This window comes from Kribbella sp. NPDC023855, assembly GCF_040639475.1.
GTDB lineage: Bacteria > Actinomycetota > Actinomycetes > Propionibacteriales > Kribbellaceae > Kribbella.
In genome coordinates this window covers 227,676-249,021 of the sequence record NZ_JBFAAA010000003.1, presented here as the reverse complement: position 1 = coordinate 249,021, position 21,346 = coordinate 227,676, and the positions used below count along the sequence as shown (strand labels likewise).

General features: G+C 66.4%; 35 protein-coding genes. 34 read left to right on the top strand and 1 reads right to left on the bottom strand.

Features of this window, described 5'->3' with window-relative positions; translation table 11 throughout:
- The first annotated feature begins 9 nt into the window (after positions 1-9).
- The 28 genes from fusA (at position 10) to AB0F51_RS11805 (ending at position 17,844) form a co-directional block, all read left to right on the top strand.
- On the top strand, positions 10-2,121 hold the full coding sequence (gene fusA, locus AB0F51_RS11940; RefSeq protein WP_360277937.1) for an elongation factor G: 2,112 nt from the start codon (positions 10-12) through the stop codon (positions 2,119-2,121).
- Positions 2,122-2,193: 72 nt separating this feature from the next.
- Positions 2,194-3,387: an elongation factor Tu gene (gene tuf / locus AB0F51_RS11935; protein ID WP_360277934.1), complete on the top strand. Its 1,194-nt coding sequence runs from the start codon at positions 2,194-2,196 to the stop codon at positions 3,385-3,387.
- Between the two features lie 364 nt (positions 3,388-3,751).
- On the top strand, positions 3,752-4,060 hold the full coding sequence (rpsJ, locus tag AB0F51_RS11930) for a 30S ribosomal protein S10 (protein WP_012923688.1): 309 nt from the start codon (positions 3,752-3,754) through the stop codon (positions 4,058-4,060).
- Between the two features lie 16 nt (positions 4,061-4,076).
- Positions 4,077-4,733 (top strand): 50S ribosomal protein L3, encoded by a 657-nt coding sequence (gene rplC / locus AB0F51_RS11925; protein WP_360277931.1) that lies wholly within the window; start codon positions 4,077-4,079, stop codon positions 4,731-4,733.
- On the top strand, positions 4,730-5,425 hold the full coding sequence (gene rplD, locus AB0F51_RS11920; RefSeq protein ID WP_360277928.1) for a 50S ribosomal protein L4: 696 nt from the start codon (positions 4,730-4,732) through the stop codon (positions 5,423-5,425). Before rplC ends, rplD begins: the two co-directional genes overlap by 4 nt.
- Positions 5,422-5,727 carry a 50S ribosomal protein L23 gene (gene rplW / locus AB0F51_RS11915; RefSeq protein ID WP_112243217.1) on the top strand — a complete coding sequence of 102 codons (306 nt, stop codon included), beginning with the start codon at positions 5,422-5,424 and terminating at the stop codon, positions 5,725-5,727. The genes rplD and rplW overlap by 4 nt, the downstream gene beginning before the upstream one ends.
- Positions 5,727-6,560, top strand: a complete 834-nt coding sequence (gene rplB / locus AB0F51_RS11910) for a 50S ribosomal protein L2 (protein ID WP_360277925.1) — start codon at positions 5,727-5,729, stop codon at positions 6,558-6,560. The genes rplW and rplB overlap by 1 nt, the downstream gene beginning before the upstream one ends.
- A gap of 15 nt (positions 6,561-6,575) precedes the next feature.
- The gene (gene rpsS, locus AB0F51_RS11905) at positions 6,576-6,857 is read left to right on the top strand and encodes a 30S ribosomal protein S19 (RefSeq protein WP_020388105.1); all 282 of its coding nucleotides are present in this window, start codon (positions 6,576-6,578) and stop codon (positions 6,855-6,857) included.
- A gap of 49 nt (positions 6,858-6,906) precedes the next feature.
- The gene (rplV, locus tag AB0F51_RS11900) at positions 6,907-7,455 is read left to right on the top strand and encodes a 50S ribosomal protein L22 (RefSeq protein ID WP_360277921.1); all 549 of its coding nucleotides are present in this window, start codon (positions 6,907-6,909) and stop codon (positions 7,453-7,455) included.
- A complete protein-coding gene (gene rpsC / locus AB0F51_RS11895; RefSeq protein ID WP_360277918.1) occupies positions 7,455-8,300 on the top strand; it encodes a 30S ribosomal protein S3 in 846 nt (281 codons plus the stop codon). Before rplV ends, rpsC begins: the two co-directional genes overlap by 1 nt.
- A gap of 3 nt (positions 8,301-8,303) precedes the next feature.
- Positions 8,304-8,723 (top strand): 50S ribosomal protein L16, encoded by a 420-nt coding sequence (gene rplP / locus AB0F51_RS11890; protein ID WP_132190622.1) that lies wholly within the window; start codon positions 8,304-8,306, stop codon positions 8,721-8,723.
- Positions 8,723-9,022: a 50S ribosomal protein L29 gene (rpmC, locus tag AB0F51_RS11885; protein WP_360277914.1), complete on the top strand. Its 300-nt coding sequence runs from the start codon at positions 8,723-8,725 to the stop codon at positions 9,020-9,022. Before rplP ends, rpmC begins: the two co-directional genes overlap by 1 nt.
- A complete protein-coding gene (rpsQ, locus tag AB0F51_RS11880; RefSeq protein ID WP_360277911.1) occupies positions 9,019-9,318 on the top strand; it encodes a 30S ribosomal protein S17 in 300 nt (99 codons plus the stop codon). Before rpmC ends, rpsQ begins: the two co-directional genes overlap by 4 nt.
- A gap of 91 nt (positions 9,319-9,409) precedes the next feature.
- Positions 9,410-9,778 (top strand): 50S ribosomal protein L14, encoded by a 369-nt coding sequence (rplN, locus tag AB0F51_RS11875; RefSeq protein ID WP_077019238.1) that lies wholly within the window; start codon positions 9,410-9,412, stop codon positions 9,776-9,778.
- A gap of 1 nt (position 9,779) precedes the next feature.
- A complete protein-coding gene (gene rplX / locus AB0F51_RS11870; protein WP_343976436.1) occupies positions 9,780-10,187 on the top strand; it encodes a 50S ribosomal protein L24 in 408 nt (135 codons plus the stop codon).
- Positions 10,187-10,759 (top strand): 50S ribosomal protein L5, encoded by a 573-nt coding sequence (gene rplE / locus AB0F51_RS11865; RefSeq protein ID WP_360277907.1) that lies wholly within the window; start codon positions 10,187-10,189, stop codon positions 10,757-10,759. Before rplX ends, rplE begins: the two co-directional genes overlap by 1 nt.
- Before the next feature lies 1 nt (position 10,760).
- Positions 10,761-10,946 (top strand): type Z 30S ribosomal protein S14, encoded by a 186-nt coding sequence (locus AB0F51_RS11860; RefSeq protein WP_012923674.1) that lies wholly within the window; start codon positions 10,761-10,763, stop codon positions 10,944-10,946.
- A 97-nt stretch (positions 10,947-11,043) separates the two neighbouring features.
- The gene (gene rpsH, locus AB0F51_RS11855) at positions 11,044-11,451 is read left to right on the top strand and encodes a 30S ribosomal protein S8 (RefSeq protein WP_020388096.1); all 408 of its coding nucleotides are present in this window, start codon (positions 11,044-11,046) and stop codon (positions 11,449-11,451) included.
- A 27-nt stretch (positions 11,452-11,478) separates the two neighbouring features.
- The gene (gene rplF, locus AB0F51_RS11850; RefSeq protein WP_360277903.1) at positions 11,479-12,021 is read left to right on the top strand and encodes a 50S ribosomal protein L6; all 543 of its coding nucleotides are present in this window, start codon (positions 11,479-11,481) and stop codon (positions 12,019-12,021) included.
- 2 nt (positions 12,022-12,023) lie between these two features.
- Positions 12,024-12,407, top strand: a complete 384-nt coding sequence (gene rplR, locus AB0F51_RS11845; protein WP_360277900.1) for a 50S ribosomal protein L18 — start codon at positions 12,024-12,026, stop codon at positions 12,405-12,407.
- A gap of 33 nt (positions 12,408-12,440) precedes the next feature.
- Positions 12,441-13,040 (top strand): 30S ribosomal protein S5, encoded by a 600-nt coding sequence (rpsE, locus tag AB0F51_RS11840; RefSeq protein ID WP_360277897.1) that lies wholly within the window; start codon positions 12,441-12,443, stop codon positions 13,038-13,040.
- Positions 13,040-13,222, top strand: coding sequence for a 50S ribosomal protein L30 (gene rpmD, locus AB0F51_RS11835; RefSeq protein ID WP_020388092.1), 183 nt, complete (start codon positions 13,040-13,042; stop codon positions 13,220-13,222). The genes rpsE and rpmD overlap by 1 nt, the downstream gene beginning before the upstream one ends.
- Before the next feature lies 1 nt (position 13,223).
- Positions 13,224-13,664 carry a 50S ribosomal protein L15 gene (gene rplO / locus AB0F51_RS11830; RefSeq protein WP_360277894.1) on the top strand — a complete coding sequence of 147 codons (441 nt, stop codon included), beginning with the start codon at positions 13,224-13,226 and terminating at the stop codon, positions 13,662-13,664.
- 134 nt (positions 13,665-13,798) lie between these two features.
- Positions 13,799-15,100, top strand: a complete 1,302-nt coding sequence (gene secY / locus AB0F51_RS11825) for a preprotein translocase subunit SecY (protein WP_360277891.1) — start codon at positions 13,799-13,801, stop codon at positions 15,098-15,100.
- A complete protein-coding gene (locus AB0F51_RS11820; protein ID WP_360277888.1) occupies positions 15,100-15,672 on the top strand; it encodes an adenylate kinase in 573 nt (190 codons plus the stop codon). Before secY ends, AB0F51_RS11820 begins: the two co-directional genes overlap by 1 nt.
- Before the next feature lie 9 nt (positions 15,673-15,681).
- Positions 15,682-16,506 (top strand): type I methionyl aminopeptidase, encoded by an 825-nt coding sequence (gene map / locus AB0F51_RS11815; RefSeq protein WP_360277885.1) that lies wholly within the window; start codon positions 15,682-15,684, stop codon positions 16,504-16,506.
- 73 nt (positions 16,507-16,579) lie between these two features.
- Positions 16,580-17,035, top strand: coding sequence for a DUF1707 domain-containing protein (locus tag AB0F51_RS11810; protein ID WP_360277883.1), 456 nt, complete (start codon positions 16,580-16,582; stop codon positions 17,033-17,035).
- Positions 17,032-17,844, top strand: coding sequence for a hypothetical protein (locus tag AB0F51_RS11805; protein ID WP_360277881.1), 813 nt, complete (start codon positions 17,032-17,034; stop codon positions 17,842-17,844). The genes AB0F51_RS11810 and AB0F51_RS11805 overlap by 4 nt, the downstream gene beginning before the upstream one ends.
- On the opposite strand, the gene AB0F51_RS11800 is transcribed toward AB0F51_RS11805, so the two are convergent.
- A complete protein-coding gene (locus AB0F51_RS11800; RefSeq protein WP_360277878.1) occupies positions 17,841-18,710 on the bottom strand; it encodes an NAD(P)-binding domain-containing protein in 870 nt (289 codons plus the stop codon). The two genes, AB0F51_RS11805 and AB0F51_RS11800, sit on opposite strands and share 4 nt — an antisense overlap.
- Positions 18,711-18,792: 82 nt before the next feature.
- Here AB0F51_RS11800 and AB0F51_RS11795 point away from each other — a divergent pair, with 82 nt between their 5' ends.
- From AB0F51_RS11795 to rpsD, 6 genes are all read left to right on the top strand, one after another.
- Positions 18,793-19,131 carry a helix-turn-helix domain-containing protein gene (locus AB0F51_RS11795; protein WP_360277875.1) on the top strand — a complete coding sequence of 113 codons (339 nt, stop codon included), beginning with the start codon at positions 18,793-18,795 and terminating at the stop codon, positions 19,129-19,131.
- Between the two features lie 145 nt (positions 19,132-19,276).
- Complete coding sequence (infA, locus tag AB0F51_RS11790; RefSeq protein WP_012923661.1) at positions 19,277-19,498, top strand: translation initiation factor IF-1; 222 nt, start codon at positions 19,277-19,279, stop codon at positions 19,496-19,498.
- 29 nt (positions 19,499-19,527) lie between these two features.
- Positions 19,528-19,641, top strand: a complete 114-nt coding sequence (rpmJ, locus tag AB0F51_RS11785) for a 50S ribosomal protein L36 (protein WP_008361054.1) — start codon at positions 19,528-19,530, stop codon at positions 19,639-19,641.
- 200 nt (positions 19,642-19,841) lie between these two features.
- Positions 19,842-20,213 carry a 30S ribosomal protein S13 gene (gene rpsM / locus AB0F51_RS11780; RefSeq protein ID WP_012923660.1) on the top strand — a complete coding sequence of 124 codons (372 nt, stop codon included), beginning with the start codon at positions 19,842-19,844 and terminating at the stop codon, positions 20,211-20,213.
- Positions 20,214-20,251: 38 nt separating this feature from the next.
- The gene (rpsK, locus tag AB0F51_RS11775) at positions 20,252-20,659 is read left to right on the top strand and encodes a 30S ribosomal protein S11 (protein WP_012923659.1); all 408 of its coding nucleotides are present in this window, start codon (positions 20,252-20,254) and stop codon (positions 20,657-20,659) included.
- Positions 20,660-20,685: 26 nt separating this feature from the next.
- Positions 20,686-21,294 carry a 30S ribosomal protein S4 gene (gene rpsD / locus AB0F51_RS11770; RefSeq protein ID WP_020388082.1) on the top strand — a complete coding sequence of 203 codons (609 nt, stop codon included), beginning with the start codon at positions 20,686-20,688 and terminating at the stop codon, positions 21,292-21,294.
- Positions 21,295-21,346 lie beyond the last annotated feature (52 nt).

The window sequence follows — 21,346 nt, the reverse complement described above, 5'->3', positions numbered from 1 at the left end:
ACCACCGAGGTGGCCGTACAAATCACCACCGATCTGGGCATGGTGCGCAACATCGGCATCATGGCCCACATCGACGCCGGCAAGACGACGACGACCGAGCGGATTCTCTTCTACACCGGTATCACCTACAAGATCGGTGAGGTCCACGACGGCGCCGCCACGATGGACTGGATGGAGCAGGAGCAGGAGCGCGGCATCACCATCACGTCCGCCGCGACGACCTGCACCTGGAAAGACCACACCATCAACATCATCGACACCCCCGGGCACGTCGACTTCACTGTCGAGGTGGAGCGCTCGCTGCGCGTCCTCGACGGCGCCGTCGCGGTTTTCGACGGTGTCGCCGGTGTGGAGCCGCAGTCCGAGACCGTGTGGCGCCAGGCGGACCGGTACGGCGTACCGCGGATCTGCTTCGTCAACAAGCTGGACCGGACCGGCGCGGAGTTCATGCGCTGCGTCGACATGATCGTCGACCGGCTGGCCGCGGTGCCGCTGGTGCTGCAGCTGCCGATCGGCGCCGAGTCCGACTTCATCGGTGTCGTCGACCTGATCGGGATGCGCGCGCTGACCTGGCGTGGCGAGACCACGATGGGTGAGGACTACACCGTCGAGGAGATCCCGGCCACCCACACCGAGATCGCCGCCGAGTGGCGCGACAAGCTGATCGAGACGCTGGCCGAGGCCGACGACGAGATCATGGAGATGTACCTGGAAGGCCAGGAGCCGACCCAGGAGCAGATCATGGCCGGCATCCGCCGTGCGACGATCGCCTCCAAGCTGACCCCCGTGCTGACCGGTACCGCGTTCAAGAACAAGGGCGTCCAGCCCCTGCTCGACGCGATCAACGCCTTCCTGCCGAGCCCGCTCGACGTCCCCGACATCGAGGGTCACGACATCAAGGACGGCAGCGAGGTCGTCCTGCGCAAGCCGGACGACAGCGAGCCCTTCTCGGCGCTGGCCTTCAAGATCGCGGCCGACCCGCACCTGGGCAAGCTGACCTTCATCCGGGTCTACTCGGGCAAGCTCGAGACCGGCACCCAGGTGCTGAACCCGACCAAGGGCCGCAAGGAGCGGATCGGCAAGATCTACCGCATGCACGCGAACAAGCGTGAGGAGATCGCGTCGGTCGGCGCCGGCCACATCGTCGCCGTGATGGGTCTGAAGGACACCACCACCGGCGAGACGCTGTGCGACCCGGCCAAGCCGGTCCTGCTGGAGTCGATGACGTTCCCGGCTCCGGTCATCTCGGTCGCCATCGAGCCCAAGTCGAAGGCCGACCAGGAGAAGCTGGGCGTCGCGATCCAGCGGCTGGCCGACGAGGACCCGACCTTCCAGGTCCGGACCGACGAGGACACCGGCCAGACGATCATCGCCGGCATGGGTGAGCTGCACCTCGAGGTGCTGGTCGACCGGATGAAGCGCGAGTTCCGCGTCGAGGCCAACGTCGGCAAGCCGCAGGTCGCCTACCGCGAGACCATCAAGAAGAAGGTCGAGAAGGTCGACTACACGCACAAGAAGCAGACCGGTGGTTCGGGTCAGTTCGCGCGTGTGATCATCACCATCGAGCCGACTTCGGTCGAGGCCGGTGGCGAGGGCGGTTACGAGTTCGTCAACGCCGTCACCGGTGGACGCATCCCCCGCGAGTACATCCCGTCGGTCGACGAGGGTGCTCAGGAAGCGATGGAGTTCGGCGTACTGGCCGGCTACCCGATGGTGGACGTCAAGGTCACCCTGACCGACGGTGCCTACCACGACGTCGACTCCTCCGAGCTCGCCTTCAAGATCGCCGGGTCGATGGCCTTCAAGGACGCCGCCCGCCGGGCGACTCCGGTCATCCTCGAGCCGATGTTCGCGGTCGAGGTCATCACGCCCGAGGACTACATGGGTGAAGTGATCGGCGACCTCAACTCACGCCGAGGCCAGATCCAGTCGATGGACGAGGGCCCCGGTGGCAGCCGGGCTGTGAAGGCCCTGGTGCCGTTGTCCGAGATGTTCGGGTATGTCGGGGACCTGCGGTCGAAGACCCAGGGCCGCGCGTCGTACTCGATGCAGTTCGATTCCTACGCCGAGGTTCCGAAGAACGTGGCGGAAGAGATCATCAAGAAGGCCCGCGGCGAGTAATCTCGCTCCGGACCAACCAACCCACAGCGCGTCGGCGTACGGCGTAAGTCAACATTTTCCAGGAGGGCCCCAGTGGCTAAGGCGAAGTTCGAGCGGACTAAGCCGCACGTCAACATCGGCACCATCGGTCACATCGACCACGGTAAGACGACTCTTACCGCGGCGATCACCAAGGTGCTGCACGACAAGTACCCGACCCTCAACGAGGCGTCGGCCTTCGATCAGATCGACAAGGCGCCGGAAGAGCGTCAGCGCGGTATCACCATCTCCATCGCGCACGTCGAGTACCAGACCGAGGCCCGGCACTACGCACACGTCGACTGCCCGGGTCACGCGGACTACATCAAGAACATGATCACCGGTGCGGCCCAGATGGACGGCGCGATCCTGGTCGTCGCCGCCACCGACGGCCCGATGCCCCAGACGCGTGAGCACGTGCTGCTCGCCCGTCAGGTCGGCGTGCCGGCGATGGTCGTCGCCCTGAACAAGTGCGACATGGTCGACGACGAGGAGATCCTGGAGCTCGTCGAGCTCGAGGTCCGCGAGCTGCTCTCCGAGCAGGAGTTCGACGGTGACAACGCCCCGGTCGTGAAGGTCGCGGCGCACCCGGCTCTGCAGGGTGACGCCAAGTGGGGCGAGTCGATCATCGAGCTGATGGACGCGGTCGACGCCTACATCCCGCAGCCGGAGCGCGAGATCGACAAGCCGTTCCTGATGCCGGTGGAGGACGTCTTCACCATCACGGGTCGCGGCACGGTCATCACCGGCCGGATCGAGCGCGGTGTCGTCAAGGTCAACGAGACTGTCGACCTGATCGGCATCCGTCCGGAGAAGCAGACCACCACGGTCACCGGTATCGAGATGTTCCGCAAGCTGCTCGACGAGGGCCAGGCCGGTGAGAACGTCGGTCTGCTGCTTCGTGGCACCAAGCGCGAGGACGTCGAGCGCGGCATGGTCGTCATCAAGCCGGGCACCACGACCCCGCACACCAACTTCGACGCGTCGGTCTACATCCTGTCGAAGGAGGAGGGCGGCCGTCACACGCCGTTCTTCCAGAACTACCGGCCGCAGTTCTACTTCCGCACCACGGACGTCACCGGCGTCGTCACGCTGCCCGAGGGCACCGAGATGGTCATGCCGGGCGACAACACCGACATGTCGGTCGAGCTGATCCAGCCGATCGCCATGGAAGAGGGCCTGAAGTTCGCGATCCGTGAAGGTGGCCGCACCGTCGGCGCCGGCCGGGTCACCAAGATCCTCAAGTGATTTCACGAGGTCCGCGAGGGCTCGCACGCTGAGCCTCCGCGGACCTCTGCTTTGCACGCGGGGGTCGGTGACTCCGGAACGGTTCCGGTTCCCAGCGTGCGGAGCCACCCGATTGGCGTTTCGGCGTCAATCTCTGGCACAATATTCAGGTTGCTCAGGCGAGGCCGCCGGGGCGCGCCCCAGACATGTTTCTGGCAGGTGCGCCGGACCGGAGACCATGCCGAGGTTCCGGTCCGAGACCGAGCCCCGATCACCATCCCAGGGTCGAAAGTGTGTGGCGACGCGCGTGCCGCGTCCGCGACACACCCGACCGCGGGGGTCGGAGCGACAAAGACGAAGACGAAGAGAAGGACGTAGCGAAGCGATGGCGGGACAAAAGATCCGCATCCGGCTGAAGGCCTACGACCACGAGGTCATCGACAGTTCGGCGCGCAAGATCGTCGACACGGTGACGCGTACTGGTGCGAAGGTTGCTGGCCCGGTGCCGTTGCCGACGGAAAAGAACGTGTTCTGCGTCATCCGCTCGCCGCACAAGTACAAGGACAGCCGCGAGCACTTCGAGATGCGCACCCACAAGCGGCTCATCGACATCATCGACCCCACGCCGAAGACCGTCGACTCGCTGATGCGGCTCGACCTGCCGGCCGGTGTCGACATCGAGATCAAGCTCTGAGGGAAACGCGAAACCAATGAGCAATCAGAAGAACACGCGCGGTCTGCTGGGCACGAAGCTCGGTATGACCCAGACCTGGGACGAGAACAACCGAGTCGTCCCCGTCACCGTGATCCAGGCCGGCCCCTGTGTGGTGACCGAGGTTCGTACCTCGGCCAGCCACGGGTACGACGGCGTCCAGATCGCCTTCGGCGACATCGACCCCCGCAAGGTGAACTCGCCGATGCGCGGCCACTTCGAGAAGGCCGGCGTGACTCCTCGCCGTCACCTGCTCGAGCTGCGGACCGCTGACGCCAGCGAGTACACGCTGGGCCAGGAGATCAAGGCCGAGGCGTTCGCCGCGGGCGAGATCGTCGATGTCTCCGCCACCAGCAAGGGCAAGGGTTTCGCCGGTGTGATGAAGCGCCACGGCTTCCACGGCCTGCGCGCGACCCACGGTGTGCACAAGAAGCACCGCTCGCCGGGTTCGATCGGCGGCTGCGCCACCCCGGGCCGGGTCTTCAAGGGCCTGCGGATGGCGGGCCGGATGGGCAACGAGAAGGTCACCACGCAGAACGTGACCGTCCACGCCATCGACGCCGAGCGCGGCCTGGTCCTGCTCAAGGGTGCCGTTCCCGGCCCCAAGGGCGGCCTGGTGCTGATCCGCAACGCCGCGAAGGGAGCCACCAAATGAGCACCGTCGACGTCGTCGCCGTGAAGGGTGACAAGGTCGGGAAGTTGGGCTCCGTCGAGCTCCCCGCCGAGCTGTTCGACGTCCAGGTCAACATCCCGTTGATCCACCAGGTCGTCGTGGCCCAGCTGGCCGCCGCCCGTCAGGGCACGCACAAGGTCAAGCGCCGGGGCGAGGTGTCCGGTGGTGGCGCCAAGCCGTACCGCCAGAAGGGCACCGGCCGCGCCCGTCAGGGCTCGACCCGCGCACCGCAGTTCACCGGTGGTGGCGTGGTGCACGGCCCGACCCCGCGCGACTACAGCCAGCGGACCCCGAAGAAGATGATCGCCGCCGCCCTGCGCGGTGCGCTCTCCGACCGGGCCCGTGACGGCCGCGTGCACGTGGTCGAGCAGTTCGTGGAAGGCGACCAGCCGTCCACCAAGGCCGCACTGAAGGTCCTCAGCGAGGTCACCGAGTTCCTCAAGGTGCTGATCGTGGTGGAGCGCGACGACGACGTCTCGCTGCTCAGCCTGCGCAACGTGCCGACCGTGCACCTGATCGCGGCCGACCAGCTGAACGCGTACGACGTGCTGTGCAACGACGCGGTGATCTTCACCAGCGCGTCGCTGGACGCCTTCGTCGCCGGTACGCCGAAGGGCAAGTCCGTCAAGGCCGTCGCGACGTCGACCGAAGCCGAGCAGGAGGTAGAAGCATGAGCCACGGAGTCAACAAGGACCCGCGGGACGTGCTGCTGCGGCCGGTCGTGAGCGAGAAGAGCTACGGCCTGCTGGACGAGCAGAAGTACACGTTCGAGGTCGCCCCGGACGCCAACAAGACCGAGATCAAGCTCGCGGTCCAGAAGGTGTTCAAGGTCCGCGTGACCAGCGTCAACACGATCAACCGCAAGGGCAAGCGCCGCCGGACCCGTACGGGCTGGGGCAAGCGTCCTGACACCAAGCGAGCGATCGTCAGCCTCGCCGGCGACGACCGCATCGACATCTTCGGAGGCCAGTCGTAATGGGTATCCGCAAATACAAGCCGACAACGCCGGGCCGTCGTGGCTCGAGCGTGGCCGACTTCGTCGAGCTCACCCGTTCGACCCCCGAGAAGTCGCTGCTGCGTCCGCTGCCCAAGAAGGGCGGCCGGAACAGCTCCGGCAAGATCACCACCCGGCACCACGGTGGCGGTCACAAGCGGGCGTACCGCCTGATCGACTTCAAGCGGTACGACAAGGACGGGGTGCCGGCCAAGGTCGCGCACATCGAGTACGACCCGAACCGCACCGCGCGGATCGCACTGCTGCACTACGTCGACGGCGAGAAGCGCTACATCCTCGCCCCGGCCAAGCTGGAGCAGGGCACGATCATCGAGAACGGCCCGGCGGCGGACATCAAGGTTGGCAACAACCTCCCGCTGCGCAACATCCCGGTCGGTTCGACGGTCCACGCGGTCGAGCTTCGCCCCGGTGGCGGCGCCAAGATGGCCCGCTCCGCCGGCGCCAGCGTTCAGCTGGTCGCCAAGGAGGGCCGGATGGCCACCCTGCGGATGCCGTCCGGCGAGGTCCGGATGGTCGACGTGCGCTGCCGCGCCACCCTCGGTGAGGTCGGCAACGGCGAGCAGTCGAACATCAACTGGGGCAAGGCCGGCCGGATGCGCTGGAAGGGCAAGCGCCCGACCGTCCGTGGTGTCGCGATGAACCCGGTGGACCACCCGCACGGTGGTGGTGAGGGTAAGACCTCGGGTGGACGTCACCCGGTGTCCCCGTGGGGCCAGCCTGAGGGCCGCACCCGCGGCCGCAAGGAAAGCGACCGCATGATCGTCCGGCGCCGCAAGGCCGGCAAGAAGCGCTGATAGGAGCCGGACAGAATGCCACGCAGCCTGAAGAAGGGCCCGTTCGTCGACCACCACCTGCTCAAGAAGGTGGAGGTGCAGAACGAAAAGGGCACCAAGAACGTGATCAAGACCTGGTCGCGCCGATCGATGATCATTCCCGACATGATCGGCCACACGCTCGCGGTGCACGACGGGCGCAAGCACGTCCCGGTGTTCGTGACGGACGCGATGGTCGGGCACAAGCTCGGCGAATTCGCCCCGACCCGGACGTTCAAGGGTCACGAGAAGGACGACCGCAAGGCACGGCGTCGCTGACCCCGGTCAGTGATTACGCGCAAGCAACCTACGGAGAGATTCGAACATCATGAGCGTTCAAGAGCGTAGGGCCGTCAGTGCCCGTCGCGAGAGCCTGCTGGGCGAGGAGCCCGGGGCCTTCGCGGTCGCGCGCTTCGTCCGCGTGACGCCTATGAAGGCGCGCCGCGTGGTCGACCTGGTGCGCGGCATGGGCGTCGACGACGCACTCGCCACTCTGAAGTTCGCCCCGCAGGCCGCTGCCGCGACCGTGTACAAGGTCGTCGACAGCGCCGCGGCGAACGCCGAGGGCACCGAGCACCTGAGCCGGACCGACCTGGTCGTGGTGAAGGCCTTCGTGGACGAGGGACCGACGCTGAAGCGTCACCGCCCGCGTGCACAGGGCCGGGCCACCCGGATCGACAAGCGGACCAGCCACATCACCGTCGTGGTCGGCCCGAAGGTCGAGGTCGCGCCGCAGGCCAAGAAGGCCGATGCCAAGAAGGCAGAAGCCAAGCAGGACGACGCCAAGTCGGGCGGCACGGCCAAGAAGGCCGCCGCCAAGAAGGCGCCGGCCAAGAAGGCGACCGCCACAAAGGCTGAGAAGAAGGAGACCCGATAGTGGGCCAGAAGGTTAACCCGCACGGGTTCCGACTCGGCATCAGCACCGACCACAAGAGCCGTTGGTACGCCGACAAGCTCTACAAGGACTACGTGGGCGAGGACGTCAAGATCCGTCGCCTGCTGAGCAAGGGCATGGAGCGCGCCGGTATCTCCCGCGTGGAGATCGAGCGCACCCGTGACCGGGTTCGGGTCGACATCCACACCGCGCGTCCGGGCATCGTGATCGGTCGCCGCGGCGCCGAGGCGGACCGGATCCGGGGCAGCCTGGAGGAGCTCACCGGCAAGCAGGTGCAGCTGAACATCCTCGAGGTCAAGAACGCCGAGATCGACGCTCAGCTGGTCGCGCAGGGCGTGGCCGAGCAGCTGTCCGGCCGCGTGGCGTTCCGCCGCGCGATGCGCAAGGCGATGCAGACCACCATGCGTGGCGGCGCCCTGGGCATCCGGATCCAGTGCTCCGGCCGTCTGGGTGGCGCCGAGATGTCGCGGTCGGAGTTCTACCGCGAAGGACGGGTGCCGCTGCACACGCTGCGCGCGGACATCGACTACGGCTTCTACGAGGCCCGCACGACCTTCGGCCGGATCGGCGTGAAGGTCTGGATCTACAAGGGCGACGTCGCCGGCTCCCGGGCCGAGCGCGAGGCGCAGGCAGCTGCCCGCGCCGCCACCCAGCAGCGTGGCCGTCCGGCCCGCCGTGACGGTGGCGACCGTGGCGATCGCGGTGGCCGTGGCGGCGACCGTGGTGGCCGTGGTGGCGACCGTGGTGCCGCCCGCAACGACGCTCCGAAGGCCGAAGCTGCCCCGGCAGCCGACAAGCCGGCCGAGACGACCGGAACGGAGAGCTGAACCGTGCTCATCCCCCGCAAGGTCAAGCACCGCAAGCAGCACCACCCGAAGCGCTCCGGCGCTGCCAAGGGTGGTACGACGCTGGCGTTCGGTGACTTCGGCATCCAGGCGCTGGAGAGCCACTACGTCACCAACCGGCAGATCGAGTCCGCTCGTATCGCGATGACCCGGCACATCAAGCGTGGCGGAAAGGTCTGGATCAACATCTACCCGGACCGCCCGCTGACCAAGAAGCCGGCCGAGACCCGGATGGGTTCCGGTAAGGGTTCGCCCGAGTGGTGGATCGCGAACGTCAAGTCCGGACGCGTGATGTTCGAACTGTCCGGTGTCCCCGAGGACGTCGCCCGCGAGGCGATGCGCCGCGCGATTCACAAGTTGCCGATGAAGTGCCGCTTCATCACCCGAGAGGCAGGTGAGAACTGATGGCTACCCTGACCGCCGCCGAGCTGCGGAACCTGGGAAAGGACGAGCTTCTGGAGAAGCTCGGTAACGCCAAGGAGGAGCTGTTCAACCTCCGGTTCCAGGCTGCCACGGGTCAGCTGGAGTCCCACGGCCGGCTGCGCGCCGTCCGCAAGGACATCGCCCGCATCTACACGGTGCTGACCGAGCGCGCGCTCGGGATCACCGAAGAGGTTGATTCGGCACCCGTGGCCGAGGCTGACGCCGAGGTCAAGACCGAAGAGACCGCGGACGACAGTGAAAAGGCCGGGAGCAAGGCATGACCGAGAACGCAGCTAAGGACGAGACCGTGAGCACGACCCAGCAGGCGCGCAGCAGCCGCAAGACCCGTGAGGGCCTGGTGCTGAGCGACAAGATGGACAAGACCGTCACCGTCGAGGTCGAGGACCGGGTCAAGCACAAGCTGTACGGCAAGGTCATCCGTCGCACCAGCAAGCTCAAGGCGCACGACGAGCAGAATGCCGCCGGTATCGGCGACCGGGTCCTCCTGATGGAGACCCGGCCGCTGTCGGCGACCAAGCGCTGGCGCGTCGTGGAGATCCTCGAAAAGGCGAAGTGACCAACGACGCCACGCAGTACCCAATCGAAATCATTCGTTCCGCAAGGCTCACCGCGTGTGAGAACCAGCGAGACAACCAGGAGATCAACAGATGATCCAGCAGGAGTCGCGACTGAAGGTCGCCGACAACACGGGTGCCAAGGAAATCTTGTGCATCCGCGTTCTCGGTGGCTCCGGTCGGCGCTACGCCGGTGTCGGTGACACGATCGTCGCCACCGTCAAGGATGCGATCCCGGGTGGCGGCGTCAAGAAGGGCGACGTCGTCAAGGCTGTCATCGTGCGCACCGTGAAGGAGCGCCGGCGTCCGGACGGCTCCTACATCCGGTTCGACGAGAACGCCGCCGTGATCCTCAAGGCCGACGGTGAGCCGCGCGGTACCCGTATCTTCGGGCCGGTCGGCCGGGAGCTGCGCGAGAAGCGCTTCATGAAGATCATCTCGCTCGCTCCGGAGGTGCTCTGAGATGTCAGGCAAGCCCCAGCAGAAGGTGCAGCGTTCGCTGCACGTCAAGAAGGGTGATCTCGTTCGCGTGATCGCCGGCAAGTCCAAGGGCCTCGAGGGCAAGATCATCTCGGTCCTGCCCGAGGCCGAGAAGGTCATCGTCGAAGGCGTGAACCGGGTCAAGAAGCACACCAAGGTGCAGCAGGCCCAGCGCGGCGGCACCACGGGTGGCATCGTCACCCAGGAAGCCCCGATCCACGTCTCCAACGTGATGCTTCTGGTCGAGGTCGAGAAGGACGGCAAGAAGCAGAAGGTGACCACCCGCGTCGGCTACAACCGCGTCGAGGTGCAGAAGCGGCGCCCCGACGGTTCGACGTACACCGGTTTCCGGAGTGTTCGGATCGCCCGGCGTACCGGCGAGGAGATCTGATGACCACCGCAACCCCCGAGGCGAAGACGTTGCCCCGGTTGAAGACCAAGTACCGCGAAGAGATCGTCGGCAAGCTGAACGAGGAGTTCCAGTTCGCCAACGTCATGCAGGTGCCCGGGCTCACCAAGATCGTGGTGAACATGGGTGTCGGCGAGGCGGCCCGCGACTCGAAGCTGATCGACGGTGCCATCAAGGACCTGGCCGCGATCACCGGCCAGAAGCCGCAGGTGACCAAGGCCCGCAAGTCGATCGCGCAGTTCAAGCTGCGTGAAGGCATGCCGATCGGCGCGCACGTCACGCTGCGCGGTGACCGGATGTGGGAGTTCCTGGACCGGCTGCTGTCGCTCGCGCTGCCCCGGATCCGCGACTTCCGCGGCCTGTCGCCGAAGCAGTTCGACGGCAACGGGAACTACACCTTCGGCCTGACCGAGCAGGTGATGTTCCACGAGATCAACCAGGACCGGATCGATCGGGTTCGCGGGATGGACATCACCGTGGTGACCACCGCCAAGAACGACGACGAGGGGCGCGCGCTGCTGCGGCAGCTCGGCTTCCCGTTCAAGGAGAACTGACGTGGCGAAGACAGCACTCAAGGTCAAGCAGGCCCGCAAGCCGAAGTTCGCGGTGCGTGGCTACACGCGCTGCCAGCGTTGCGGCCGGCCCAAGGCCGTCTTCCGCAAGTTCGGCCTGTGCCGGATCTGCCTGCGCGAGATGGCGCACCGCGGCGAGCTGCCCGGCGTCACCAAGTCCAGCTGGTGACCATCCGTACCGCCGGCACCGTTCTTCTCTCTACTCAAAATCTAGTCACCGTAGGTCGCCATGAGGCGAAACCACGGCGGGAAAGAGGCCCCAGGCCATGACGATGACCGACCCGATCGCAGACATGCTCACTCGTCTGCGCAACGCCAACCAGGCGTATCACGAGTCGACCCAGATGCCGTACAGCAAGATCAAGCAGGGCATCGCCGACATCCTCCAGCAGGAGGGTTACATCTCCTCCTACAAGGTGGAGGAGCCCAAAGAGGGCACCGTCGGCAAGACGCTCGTTGTTGATCTGAAGTTCGGCCCGAGCCGGGAGCGCTCGATCGCGGGCGTCCGCCGGATCAGCAAGCCCGGCCTGCGGGTGTACGCGAAGTCGACCAATCTGCCCAAGGTGCTCGGTGGCCTCGGCGTCGCGATCATCTCGACGTCGCAGGGACTCCTGACCGACCGGCAGGCCAAGAACAAGGGCGTTGGCGGGGAAGTCCTCGCCTACGTCTGGTGACGAAGAACCGGAAGGAGGACCACTCTCATGTCTCGCATCGGTAAGCTCCCGATCACGGTCCCGGCCGGCGTCGACGTCACGATCGACGGCCAGACGGTCACCGTGAAGGGCCCCAAGGGCCAGCTCACGCACAGCGTTGCAGAGCCCATCGTGGTCAATCGCGACGAGGACGGCACGATCGCCGTCACCCGTCCGGACGACCAGCGCAAGAGCAAGGAACTGCACGGCCTGTCCCGCACTCTGATCGCCAACCTGGTGACCGGCGTGACGGACGGCTACGAGAAGAAGCTCGAGATCGTCGGCGTCGGGTACCGCGTCCTGGCCAAGGGACCGACCCAGCTGGAGTTCTCGCTCGGCTACAGCCACACGATCACGGTGGACGCCCCTGAGGGCATCACCTTCGTGGTCGAGGCGCCGACCAAGTTCTCGGTGCAGGGAATCGACAAGCAGTCGGTCGGCGAGGTCGCCGCCAACATCCGCAAGCTGCGCAAGCCCGAGCCCTACAAGGGCAAGGGTGTGCGGTACGCGGGCGAGCAGGTGCGCCGCAAGGTCGGAAAGGCTGGTAAGTAACCATGGCGATCGGATTGCGTCACAACAAGCATTCCGCCAAGAAGACCTCTTCCCGGCTGCGTCGCCAGATCCGCGTCCGCAAGAAGGTCAACGGCACGGCCGACCGGCCGCGCCTGGTGGTCAGCAAGTCCTCGAAGCACCTGTTCGCTCAGGTCATCGACGACGTCGCCGGCGTCACCTTGGTGTCTGCCTCCACGATGGAGGCCGACCTGCGTGGTGCGGAGGCGAACAAGACGGACAAGGCCAAGACCGTGGGCGGCCTGATCGCCGACCGCGCGAAGGCAGCCGGCATCGACTCGGTCGTGTTCGACCGGGCCGGGAACAAGTACCACGGCCGCATCGCGGCCCTGGCCGACGCCGCCCGTGAGGGCGGCCTCGGCTTCTGACATGGCGACGCAAAAGGAAGAAGGTAGTTCGAAATGAGCGGAGGCCAGCAGCGTCGCGGAGGCGGCGCCGGTGGTGAGCGCCGTAACCGCGACGGTGGTCGTGGTGCGGCAGCTGACAAGACCGCCTACATCGAGCGCGTGGTAGCCATCAACCGTGTCGCCAAGGTCGTGAAGGGTGGTCGTCGCTTCAGCTTCACCGCCCTCGTGGTCGTCGGCGACGGTGATGGCACCGTCGGTGTGGGATACGGAAAGGCCAAGGAGGTGCCCGCGGCGATCGCCAAGGGTGTCGAGGAGGCCAAGAAGTCGTTCTTCAAGGTGCCGAGGATCCAGGGCACCATTCCGCACCCGGTCCAGGGCGAGAAGGCCGCAGGCGTTGTGATGCTGCGTCCGGCCGCTCCCGGTACCGGTGTGATCGCGGGTGGTTCGGCGCGTGCGGTACTGGAGTGCGCCGGGATCCACGACATCCTCAGCAAGTCGCTGGGCTCGTCCAACGCCATCAACGTGGTTCACGCCACCGTCGAGGCGCTGCGCAGCCTGGAGACCCCGGAGGCCGTGGCGGCTCGCCGTGGTCTGCCGGTCGAGCACGTCGCTCCGGCGGCACTGCTGAAGGCGCGGGCGGAGGCGGCATCCTGATGGCACGCTTGAAGGTGACCCAGACCCGTTCCGGCATCGGTGGCAAGCAGAACCAGCGCGACACGCTGCGCACCCTGGGCGTCAAGCGGATCGGCGACACCGCCGTCCACGAGGACAAGCCCGAGGTTCGCGGAATGGTCCGTGCGGTTCGCCACCTCATCACCGTCGAAGAGGTTGACTGACATGGCGCTCAAGGTTCATCACCTGCGTCCGGCGCCCGGCGCCAAGACCGCCAAGACCCGCGTGGGTCGTGGTGAGGGCAGCAAGGGCAAGACGGCCGGCCGCGGTACCAAGGGCAGCAAGGCCCGCAACAACATCCCCGAGAACTTCGAGGGTGGCCAGATGCCGCTGCACATGCGGCTGCCGAAGCTGAAGGGCTTCAAGAGCAGGAACCGAGTGGAGTTCCAGGTCGTTAACCTGGACAAGCTCGGACAGCTGTTTCCCGAAGGGGGCGAGGTCGGCGTTGCCGACCTGGTCGCCAAGGGTGCGGTCCGTGACAGTCTTCCGGTGAAGGTACTGGGAGACGGCGAACTCACGGTTGCTCTGCAAGTTTCGGTGCACAAGTTCTCGAAGTCCGCCAAGGAGAAGATCGCGGCGGCCGGAGGAACCACCACCGAGGTGTGAGCAACCAGGGCTCGTGCGAGCCAGCGCTTGTATATTGAGCGCTGGATGTCGGACGAGCCCTGGTTCGTCTCTTGCCCAGCTGCTTTGCTAGGCCCTGCCCTGCCCGGGGCAAGGGAAACTTGTGGGAGGACAGGGTGTTAGGCGCCTTCGCCAACGCGTTCAAGACTCCGGACCTGCGCCGGAAGATCTTGTTCGTGCTCTTCATTGTCGTGATCTTCCGGATCGGTTCCGTCGTACCGGCACCTGGCGTCAACGTCAAGTCGCTGGACACCTGTCTGAAGCTGTCCCAGACGGGCGCGAACGCGAACCTCTACAACCTGATCAACCTGTTCTCCGGCGGGGCACTGCTGCAGCTCGCGATCTTCGCGCTGGGCATCATGCCGTACATCACCGCCAGCATCATTCTGCAGCTGCTCACCGTGGTCATCCCGCGGCTGGAGTCGCTGAAGAAGGAGGGGCAGGCGGGTCAGACCAAGATCACCCAGTACACCCGGTTCCTGACCGTCGGACTGGCGATCCTGCAGGCGACCGCGTTCGTCGCGCTCGCCCGGACGCCCGGCCGGCTGTTCCAGGGCTGCAACGAGCCCCTGCTCTACAAGGACGGCTGGTTCCCGGTCGTGGTGATGGTGCTCACCATGACCGCCGGTACCGGCGTGGTGATGTGGCTCGGTGAGCTGATCACCGATCGTGGTGTCGGCAACGGCATGTCGATCCTGATCTTCACCCAGATCGTCGCCACCTTCCCGTCGCAGCTGTGGAGCATCCGCAAGTCCAAGGGCGTCGGCACCTTCCTGGTCGTGCTCGCCATCGGCCTGGTGATCATGGCCGCGGTCATCTTCATCGAGCAGGCGCAGCGCCGGATCCCGGTGCAGTACGCCAAGCGGATGGTCGGCCGGAAGATGTTCGGCGGTACGTCGACCTACATCCCGCTGAAGGTGAACCAGGCCGGTGTGATCCCGGTCATCTTCGCCTCCAGCCTGATGTACCTGCCGGTGCTGGTCAGCCAGTTCAAACAGGACGAGAAGTGGGCCCAGTGGATCCAGGGCAACCTGGTCAAGGGTGACCACCCGATCTACATGGTGACGTATGTCGCCCTGATCATCTTCTTCACGTACTTCTACGTCTCGATTACCTTCAACCCGAAGGAAGTTGCAGACAACATGAAGAAGTACGGCGGCTTCATCCCCGGGATCCGGGCGGGCCGGCCGACCGAGGAGTACCTCTCCTACGTTCTGTCCCGCATCACGTTGCCCGGCGCGATCTACCTGGCGATCATCTCGATGATCCCGCTGGTCGCACTCGTCCTGCTGAACGCCAGCCAGAACTTCCCGTTCGGCGGTACCTCGATCCTGATCATGGTCGGTGTCGGCCTGGACACGGTGAAGCAGATCGAGTCGCAGCTGCAGCAACGTAATTACGAAGGGTTCCTGCGCTGATGAGAATGTTGCTGATGGGTCCGCCGGGAGCGGGTAAGGGTACGCAGGCAAAGGTGCTTGCGGACCGGCTCGGGATCCCGGCCGTATCCACCGGCGACATCTTCCGCGCCAACGTCGCGGACGAGACCGAGCTCGGTCTCGAGGCGAAGCGCTACATGGACGCGGGCAACTACGTCCCCGACGAGGTCACCAACGCAATGGTGCGCGACCGGTTGTCGGAGGCGGACGCGGGTGAGGGGTTCCTGCTCGACGGGTACCCCCGCACGTTGCCCCAGGTCGGCACGCTGGACGACATCCTGGCCGAGCACGGCCACGAGCTGGACGCGGTGGTCGCGCTGGTCGCGGACACCGACGTCCTGGTCGACCGGATGTTGCGCCGGGCCAAGGTCGACGGGCGTTCCGACGACTCCGAAGAGGTCATCCGGCACCGCCAGGAGGTCTACGCGGCCGAGACCAAGCCGCTGCTGCGGGTGTACGCCCAGCGCGGCCTGCTGGTCGAGGTGGACGGCGTCGGCGAGATCGCCGAGGTCAGCGAGCGCGTGCTCGCCGCCCTCAAAACCCTGGAAGGCTAAGAGCAGTCAGTGATCTTTAAAGACCGCGGGATCGAGATCAAGACCCGCGAACAGATCATCGCCATGCGTGCGGCCGGCCTGGTGGTCGGCCGCACGCTGGAACTGCTCCGCGGTGAGGTCAAGGCCGGTGTCAGCACCGGTGAGCTGGACGCGATCGCCGAGGACGCCATCCGGTCGGCCGGCGCGCAGCCGTCGTTCAAGGGCTACCACGGCTTCACCGGCTCCATCTGCGCGTCGGTGAACGACGAGATCGTGCACGGCATCCCGGGCGGCCGGGTGCTGGCCGAGGGCGATCTCATCTCGATCGACTGCGGCGCGATCGTCGACGGCTGGCACGGCGACGCCGCGATCACGGTGCCGGTCGGCCAGGCCGCACCGGAACTGCTCGAGCTGGCCCGGATCTGCGAAGAGTCGATGTGGCGTGGGTTCGCCGCCGCCCGGCTCGGTGGCCGGCTGACCGACATCTCGCACGCCGTGGAGAGCCACGTGCGCGCCAACTCGTCGTACGGGATCGTCGAGGACTTCGTCGGGCACGGGATCGGGTCGGCGATGCACCAGCCGCCGAACGTGCCGAACTTCGGCAAGGCCGGCAAGGGACCCAAGCTGGTCGAGGGTCTGGCGCTCGCCGTCGAGCCGATGCTCACGCTCGGCAAGCAGGACAACCACACGCTCGAGGACGACTGGACGGTCGTCACCGACGACGGCCTGGCCGCGGCGCACACCGAGCACACCTTCACCCTCACCCCGCAGGGCCCGTGGGTACTGACCGCCCTCGACGGCGGCGAGGCCAAGCTCAAGGAGCTCGGCGTCACGTTCGGTCCGCTGGCCGACTGACCCCGGCGCAGGACACTGGCCGTCCGCCTCTCGGGGGACGCCGGGTAACCGGTGGCTGAGGCACACTTGAGACATGCCCAGTCAGTACCAGCCACACCAGCGTTTCACCGAGGCCGACCGCGACAAGATCGCCGGGCGGTTGCGGGACGCTTTCGCCGACGGCCGTCTGGACCAGCCCGAGTTCACCTCGCGGCTCGACCAGCTGTACGCCGTCCAGACGTACGGCGAGCTGGAACCCCTGGTGCGTGACCTGCCGCCGGTCAGGACCTACCAGACCCCGGCCGTGGTGCAGAACGCGACGCCCACGCCACCGCCCGGTGAGTTCCCCGAGCGGCAGCGGGGTAAGCAGGCCGAGAGCCACGGACTGCGCAACCTGGGCGGTGGCTTCACCGGCGTGGTCCTGATCAACGTGGTCATCTGGTTCGTGATCGGCCTCGGCAACGGCGGTCACTGGCCGCACTTCTGGCCGGTCTGGCTGCTGATCCCGTGGGCGTGCATCGTCCTGGGCCAGCTCGGAAAGCGGCGTTGACCGCCGCCCCGGTCAGTCGCCATACCCGGCGTACCCGGCTCCGGCCGGACTGGGTGTGGCAACTGCGGCAGGGCTCGGCACTGGTTTTCGTGCTGTGGTTCGCCGTCGCGATCCCGCTGGTGATCGTGGGCCTGCTGGTCGAGCCCCGTTGGGTCGGCTGGCTGGTACTGGGCTGGTTCCTGGCCCTGGTTGTCTTCACCTTGGCGATGCGGCTTGCCGACATGCGGCTGCGGCGGGCCTGGGTGGACATGGCCGAGCAGCTCGGCTGGGAGGTCGACGCCGGTGGGCAGGCGGTCCTGGAGCGCTGGCCGTTCCCGCCGTTCACCACCGATCCCGCAGCTGAGGTCTTCGACGTCATTGCGGGCCGGCACCGCGGCCGGGAGCTGCTGACCGGCAGGTTCCGGCACAAGGTCGGCAACCGCCAACTGGGCTTCGACTTTCTCGACCTGGCCGTCGACCGGCCGTTGCCACCACTCCAGGTCCTGCCGGCCTCACTCGCCCCGGTCGCGGCCGCGAGCCTGCTGCCGATCAGCCTCAGAGTTGAAGGCCTGCCCAGCACCTACCTTCTCTTCAACGGCCGCGAGGACCTGGCCGGCGAGGTACTGCATCCGCGTGCGGTCGAGGCCCTCGCGCAGGTGCCACCCTTCGGCTTCAGCTGTGAGGGCCGCCGCTTCGTCCTCATCCTGCCCGCCTATCGCGACACCGATACCGCCCTGGCGCAACTGGACGCCGCCTGCGACCTGCTCGACCTGATGCCAGAACATGTCTGGCAAGCAGGCGAGCAGTGGCTGGCCACCAGACCCCTTTAGTCCTTGGCGAGTAGCCGCACCAGGACAGCCAGGTCCTCGTCGCCGTGGCCCTCGGCGACGGCCCGTTCGAGCAGGGAGCGGATCGGCACCAACAGCATCGGATCGACGCCCTGTGCCTCCGAGGCGTCGAAGAAGTTGGGGAAGGCGGCCGACTGCATGGCGAGGTTCGAGCCGGCCGGACCCGGCGCCGCGCCGTACTCGAGATCGTTCGCCATGCCGCTGACTGTGCCGAGCATGGCGGTGAGCCAGGGGACCAGCAGGTCGGCGGCGAACGCGGTCGGTGAGAGCTTCTCGCTGGAGACCATCGCCAGGGCGTGCGCGGCGCCGCCGAACATGCCGTACATCGCGCTGAGCAACGCGAGATCCTGCAGCGCTGCCAGCCCGGCGTCACTGCCGACATAGGTCGGCTTGGCCAGTACTGCGAGGTCGTCCCGGTACTGCTCGAAGGCTTCGGGCGACCCGCTGTAGAGGATGAACGCGGCCGGTCCGCCGATCATCACCGGCACGGCCATGATGCCGCCGTCCAGGTACTGCGCGCCCTGCTGCGCGGCCCAGTCGGCGGCGCGCCTGGCCTGCTCGGGAGTGCCGTTGGTGAGGTTGACCAGCGTCCGCCGGGCCAACTCGGGAGCGACGGGCTCGAGGGTACTGCGCACCGAGGTGTCGTCGAGCAGACAGGCGACGATCAGCGGGCTGGCGGCGATCGCGTCGCCGACGGTCTTCGCGCGGGCGGCGCCCAGGTCGTCGAGTTCGGGGGAGCGGCCGGGGGTGCGGTTCCAGACGGTGGTCGGGTGGCCGGCGGCCAGGAAGGTCCGGGCGAGGGCGGTCCCCATCGCGCCGAGACCGAGAACGGTGACAGGAGTCTTCATGTGGTCCAGACTTGCGGCTGAGCTATAAAGTCGACAAGTACCTACTTTTTAGTCAGGTACGCACCGAAAGGTAAGGATGACCATGCCTGCCGTCAGGCCGTACACCTGTGGACTCGACGCCGCCGCCGACGTGATCGGCGGCAAGTGGAAGCCGCGGATCCTCTGGGCCCTGCACCACGGGCCGCGGCGGTTCGGCGAGCTGCGCAAGGAGGTCACCGGGGTGACCGAGAAGATGCTGATCCAGCAGTTGCGTGAGCTGGAGAGCCGCAACATCGTCCACCGCGAGGTGTTCCACCAGGTTCCGCCGAAGGTCGAGTACTCTCTTACCGAACTCGGTGAATCGCTCAACATCGCGTTGATGCCCCTCGATCAGTGGGGCGCCGACCACATGACCGAGATCGAGGCCTCCCGGCCCGGTTAGGCCGGTCGCAGGCCCCGATTGGGTTTTTCGTGGGGTAGTGGCGTAAACTCTTCCCTTGGCCCTTCGTGGCCTCTTCTCGTGCTGCCCACGGCGGTACGGGTGCGAAGTACCACCATTCAGTTGTCGTCTACAGAAGTGCGAGGACATGCCCAAAAAAGAGGGAGTAATCGAACTCGAGGGCACCATCGTCGAGGCCCTGCCGAACGCGATGTTCCGTGTTGAGCTGTCCAACGGGCACAAGGTGCTCGCGCACATCAGCGGCAAGATGAGGCAGCACTACATCCGGATCCTCCCCGAGGACCGGGTCGTCGTGGAGCTGTCGCCGTACGACCTCACCCGGGGTCGCATCGTCTACCGGTACAAGTAACCAAGCCACCTGTCGAAGAAAGAAGCTCGATGAAGGTCAATCCGAGCGTCAAGAAGATCTGCGACAAGTGCAAGGTGATCCGCCGTCACGGCCGGGTCATGGTGATCTGCGAGAACCCGCGGCACAAGCAGCGGCAAGGCTGATTCAGCCTTAACTCGAGCAGGACACGGCACTTTCGCACCACAGCGCGCACGCTCATCCAGCAGATTGCACCGCTGGATGCTGCCCCCGGAACAGAGGCCGGGGCCTTGCCGGTAAGTGTTCAATTTTTGGACAAACTCACCGAGGCGGGCAAGGACGCGGCGCGCCACCACACCTCTGCCGACGAAAGGAACACCGCCACATGGCACGCCTCGTAGGAGTTGACCTTCCGCGCGACAAGCGCATCGAGGTCGCTCTCACCTACATCTTCGGTGTAGGTCGTACTCGCGCCCTGAAGACGCTCGAAGCCACCGGCATCTCCGGTGACAAGCGCGTCCACGAGCTGGGCGACGAAGAGCTGGTCAAGCTCCGGGACTGGATCGAAGGCAACTACAAGATCGAAGGTGACCTCCGTCGCGAGGTGACCGCGGACATCCGCCGCAAGATCGAGATCGGGTCGTACCAGGGTCGCCGGCACCGCAGCGGCCTGCCGGTGCGTGGTCAGCGCACGCGGACCAACGCCCGTAGCCGTAAGGGTCGTCGCAAGGCGATCGCCGGCAAGAAGAAGAAGTGACCCGGATGACCGTCGACCACCCCAGGAGTAGCTGACCTATGCCTCCCAAGAGCCGCACCGCGGCCGGCGCCAAGAAGGTGCGCCGCAAGGAGAAGAAGAACGTGGCCGCCGGCCACGCGCACATCAAGAGCACGTTCAACAACACGATCGTGACGATCACCGACCCGACCGGCGCGGTCATCTCGTGGGCCTCCGCGGGCACCGTCGGCTTCAAGGGTTCGCGCAAGTCGACCCCGTTCGCCGCGCAGATGGCAGCCGAGGCTGCCGGCCGGCGTGCGATGGAGCACGGCATGCGCAAGATCGACGTCTTCGTGAAGGGTCCCGGCTCCGGCCGGGAGACCGCGATCCGTTCGCTGGGTGCGGTCGGCCTCGAGGTCGGCACAATCCAGGACGTCACCCCGACCGCGCACAACGGCTGCCGCCCGCCCAAGCGGCGCCGGGTCTGATCCCAGAGAGAGGAAGGTAGCGAACAATGGCCCGTTACACCGGACCCATGACCAAGAAGTCGCGCCGTCTCGGGGTCGACCTCGTCGGTGGCGACAAGGCGTTCGAGCGTCGTCCGTACCCGCCGGGTATGCACGGCCGCGGCCGCCCGAAGGAGAGCGAGTACCTGCTCCAGCTTCGTGAGAAGCAGAAGGCCCGCTACGCCTACGGCGTACTGGAGAAGCAGTTCAGCCTGTACTACAAGGAGGCCTCGCGGCGTCCTGGTAAGACCGGTGACAACCTGCTGATCATCCTCGAGTCCCGCCTGGACAACGTCGTGTACCGCGCCGGACTGGCCCGGACCCGTCGTCAGGCGCGTCAGCTCGTCGTACACGGTCACTTCACCGTGAACGGCATCAAGGTGAACATCCCGTCGTACCGCGTTTCGGCGCACGACGTGATCGACGTCCGGCCGAAGTCGGTCGAGATGACGCCGTTCATCATCGCCAGGGAGACCCACTCCGAGCGAGTGGTTCCGGCCTGGCTCGAGGCGCTGCCCGAGCGGCTGCGGATCCTCGTGCACCAGCTGCCCACCCGGGCACAGATCGACACCCAGGTCGCCGAGCACCTGATCGTCGAGCTCTACTCGAAGAACTGATCCGGTCCCGCCGGCGACTCCGGTCGCCGGCGGGCTGGTTCGTTCTTCACTC

Coding starts and splice junctions, on each gene's coding strand:
- rpsJ (WP_012923688.1), top strand. CDS start 3,752: ATGGCGGGACAAAAGATCCGCATCCGGCTGAAGGCCTACGACCACGAG.
- rplC (WP_360277931.1), top strand. CDS start 4,077: ATGAGCAATCAGAAGAACACGCGCGGTCTGCTGGGCACGAAGCTCGGT.
- rplD (WP_360277928.1), top strand. CDS start 4,730: ATGAGCACCGTCGACGTCGTCGCCGTGAAGGGTGACAAGGTCGGGAAG.
- rplW (WP_112243217.1), top strand. CDS start 5,422: ATGAGCCACGGAGTCAACAAGGACCCGCGGGACGTGCTGCTGCGGCCG.
- rplB (WP_360277925.1), top strand. CDS start 5,727: ATGGGTATCCGCAAATACAAGCCGACAACGCCGGGCCGTCGTGGCTCG.
- rpsS (WP_020388105.1), top strand. CDS start 6,576: ATGCCACGCAGCCTGAAGAAGGGCCCGTTCGTCGACCACCACCTGCTC.
- rplV (WP_360277921.1), top strand. CDS start 6,907: ATGAGCGTTCAAGAGCGTAGGGCCGTCAGTGCCCGTCGCGAGAGCCTG.
- rpmC (WP_360277914.1), top strand. CDS start 8,723: ATGGCTACCCTGACCGCCGCCGAGCTGCGGAACCTGGGAAAGGACGAG.
- rpsQ (WP_360277911.1), top strand. CDS start 9,019: ATGACCGAGAACGCAGCTAAGGACGAGACCGTGAGCACGACCCAGCAG.
- rplN (WP_077019238.1), top strand. CDS start 9,410: ATGATCCAGCAGGAGTCGCGACTGAAGGTCGCCGACAACACGGGTGCC.
- rplX (WP_343976436.1), top strand. CDS start 9,780: ATGTCAGGCAAGCCCCAGCAGAAGGTGCAGCGTTCGCTGCACGTCAAG.
- rplE (WP_360277907.1), top strand. CDS start 10,187: ATGACCACCGCAACCCCCGAGGCGAAGACGTTGCCCCGGTTGAAGACC.
- rpsH (WP_020388096.1), top strand. CDS start 11,044: ATGACGATGACCGACCCGATCGCAGACATGCTCACTCGTCTGCGCAAC.
- rplF (WP_360277903.1), top strand. CDS start 11,479: ATGTCTCGCATCGGTAAGCTCCCGATCACGGTCCCGGCCGGCGTCGAC.
- rplR (WP_360277900.1), top strand. CDS start 12,024: ATGGCGATCGGATTGCGTCACAACAAGCATTCCGCCAAGAAGACCTCT.
- rpsE (WP_360277897.1), top strand. CDS start 12,441: ATGAGCGGAGGCCAGCAGCGTCGCGGAGGCGGCGCCGGTGGTGAGCGC.
- rpmD (WP_020388092.1), top strand. CDS start 13,040: ATGGCACGCTTGAAGGTGACCCAGACCCGTTCCGGCATCGGTGGCAAG.
- rplO (WP_360277894.1), top strand. CDS start 13,224: ATGGCGCTCAAGGTTCATCACCTGCGTCCGGCGCCCGGCGCCAAGACC.
- AB0F51_RS11820 (WP_360277888.1), top strand. CDS start 15,100: ATGAGAATGTTGCTGATGGGTCCGCCGGGAGCGGGTAAGGGTACGCAG.
- AB0F51_RS11810 (WP_360277883.1), top strand. CDS start 16,580: ATGCCCAGTCAGTACCAGCCACACCAGCGTTTCACCGAGGCCGACCGC.
- AB0F51_RS11800 (WP_360277878.1), bottom strand. CDS start 18,710: ATGAAGACTCCTGTCACCGTTCTCGGTCTCGGCGCGATGGGGACCGCC.
- AB0F51_RS11795 (WP_360277875.1), top strand. CDS start 18,793: ATGCCTGCCGTCAGGCCGTACACCTGTGGACTCGACGCCGCCGCCGAC.
- infA (WP_012923661.1), top strand. CDS start 19,277: ATGCCCAAAAAAGAGGGAGTAATCGAACTCGAGGGCACCATCGTCGAG.
- rpmJ (WP_008361054.1), top strand. CDS start 19,528: ATGAAGGTCAATCCGAGCGTCAAGAAGATCTGCGACAAGTGCAAGGTG.
- rpsM (WP_012923660.1), top strand. CDS start 19,842: ATGGCACGCCTCGTAGGAGTTGACCTTCCGCGCGACAAGCGCATCGAG.
- rpsK (WP_012923659.1), top strand. CDS start 20,252: ATGCCTCCCAAGAGCCGCACCGCGGCCGGCGCCAAGAAGGTGCGCCGC.
- rpsD (WP_020388082.1), top strand. CDS start 20,686: ATGGCCCGTTACACCGGACCCATGACCAAGAAGTCGCGCCGTCTCGGG.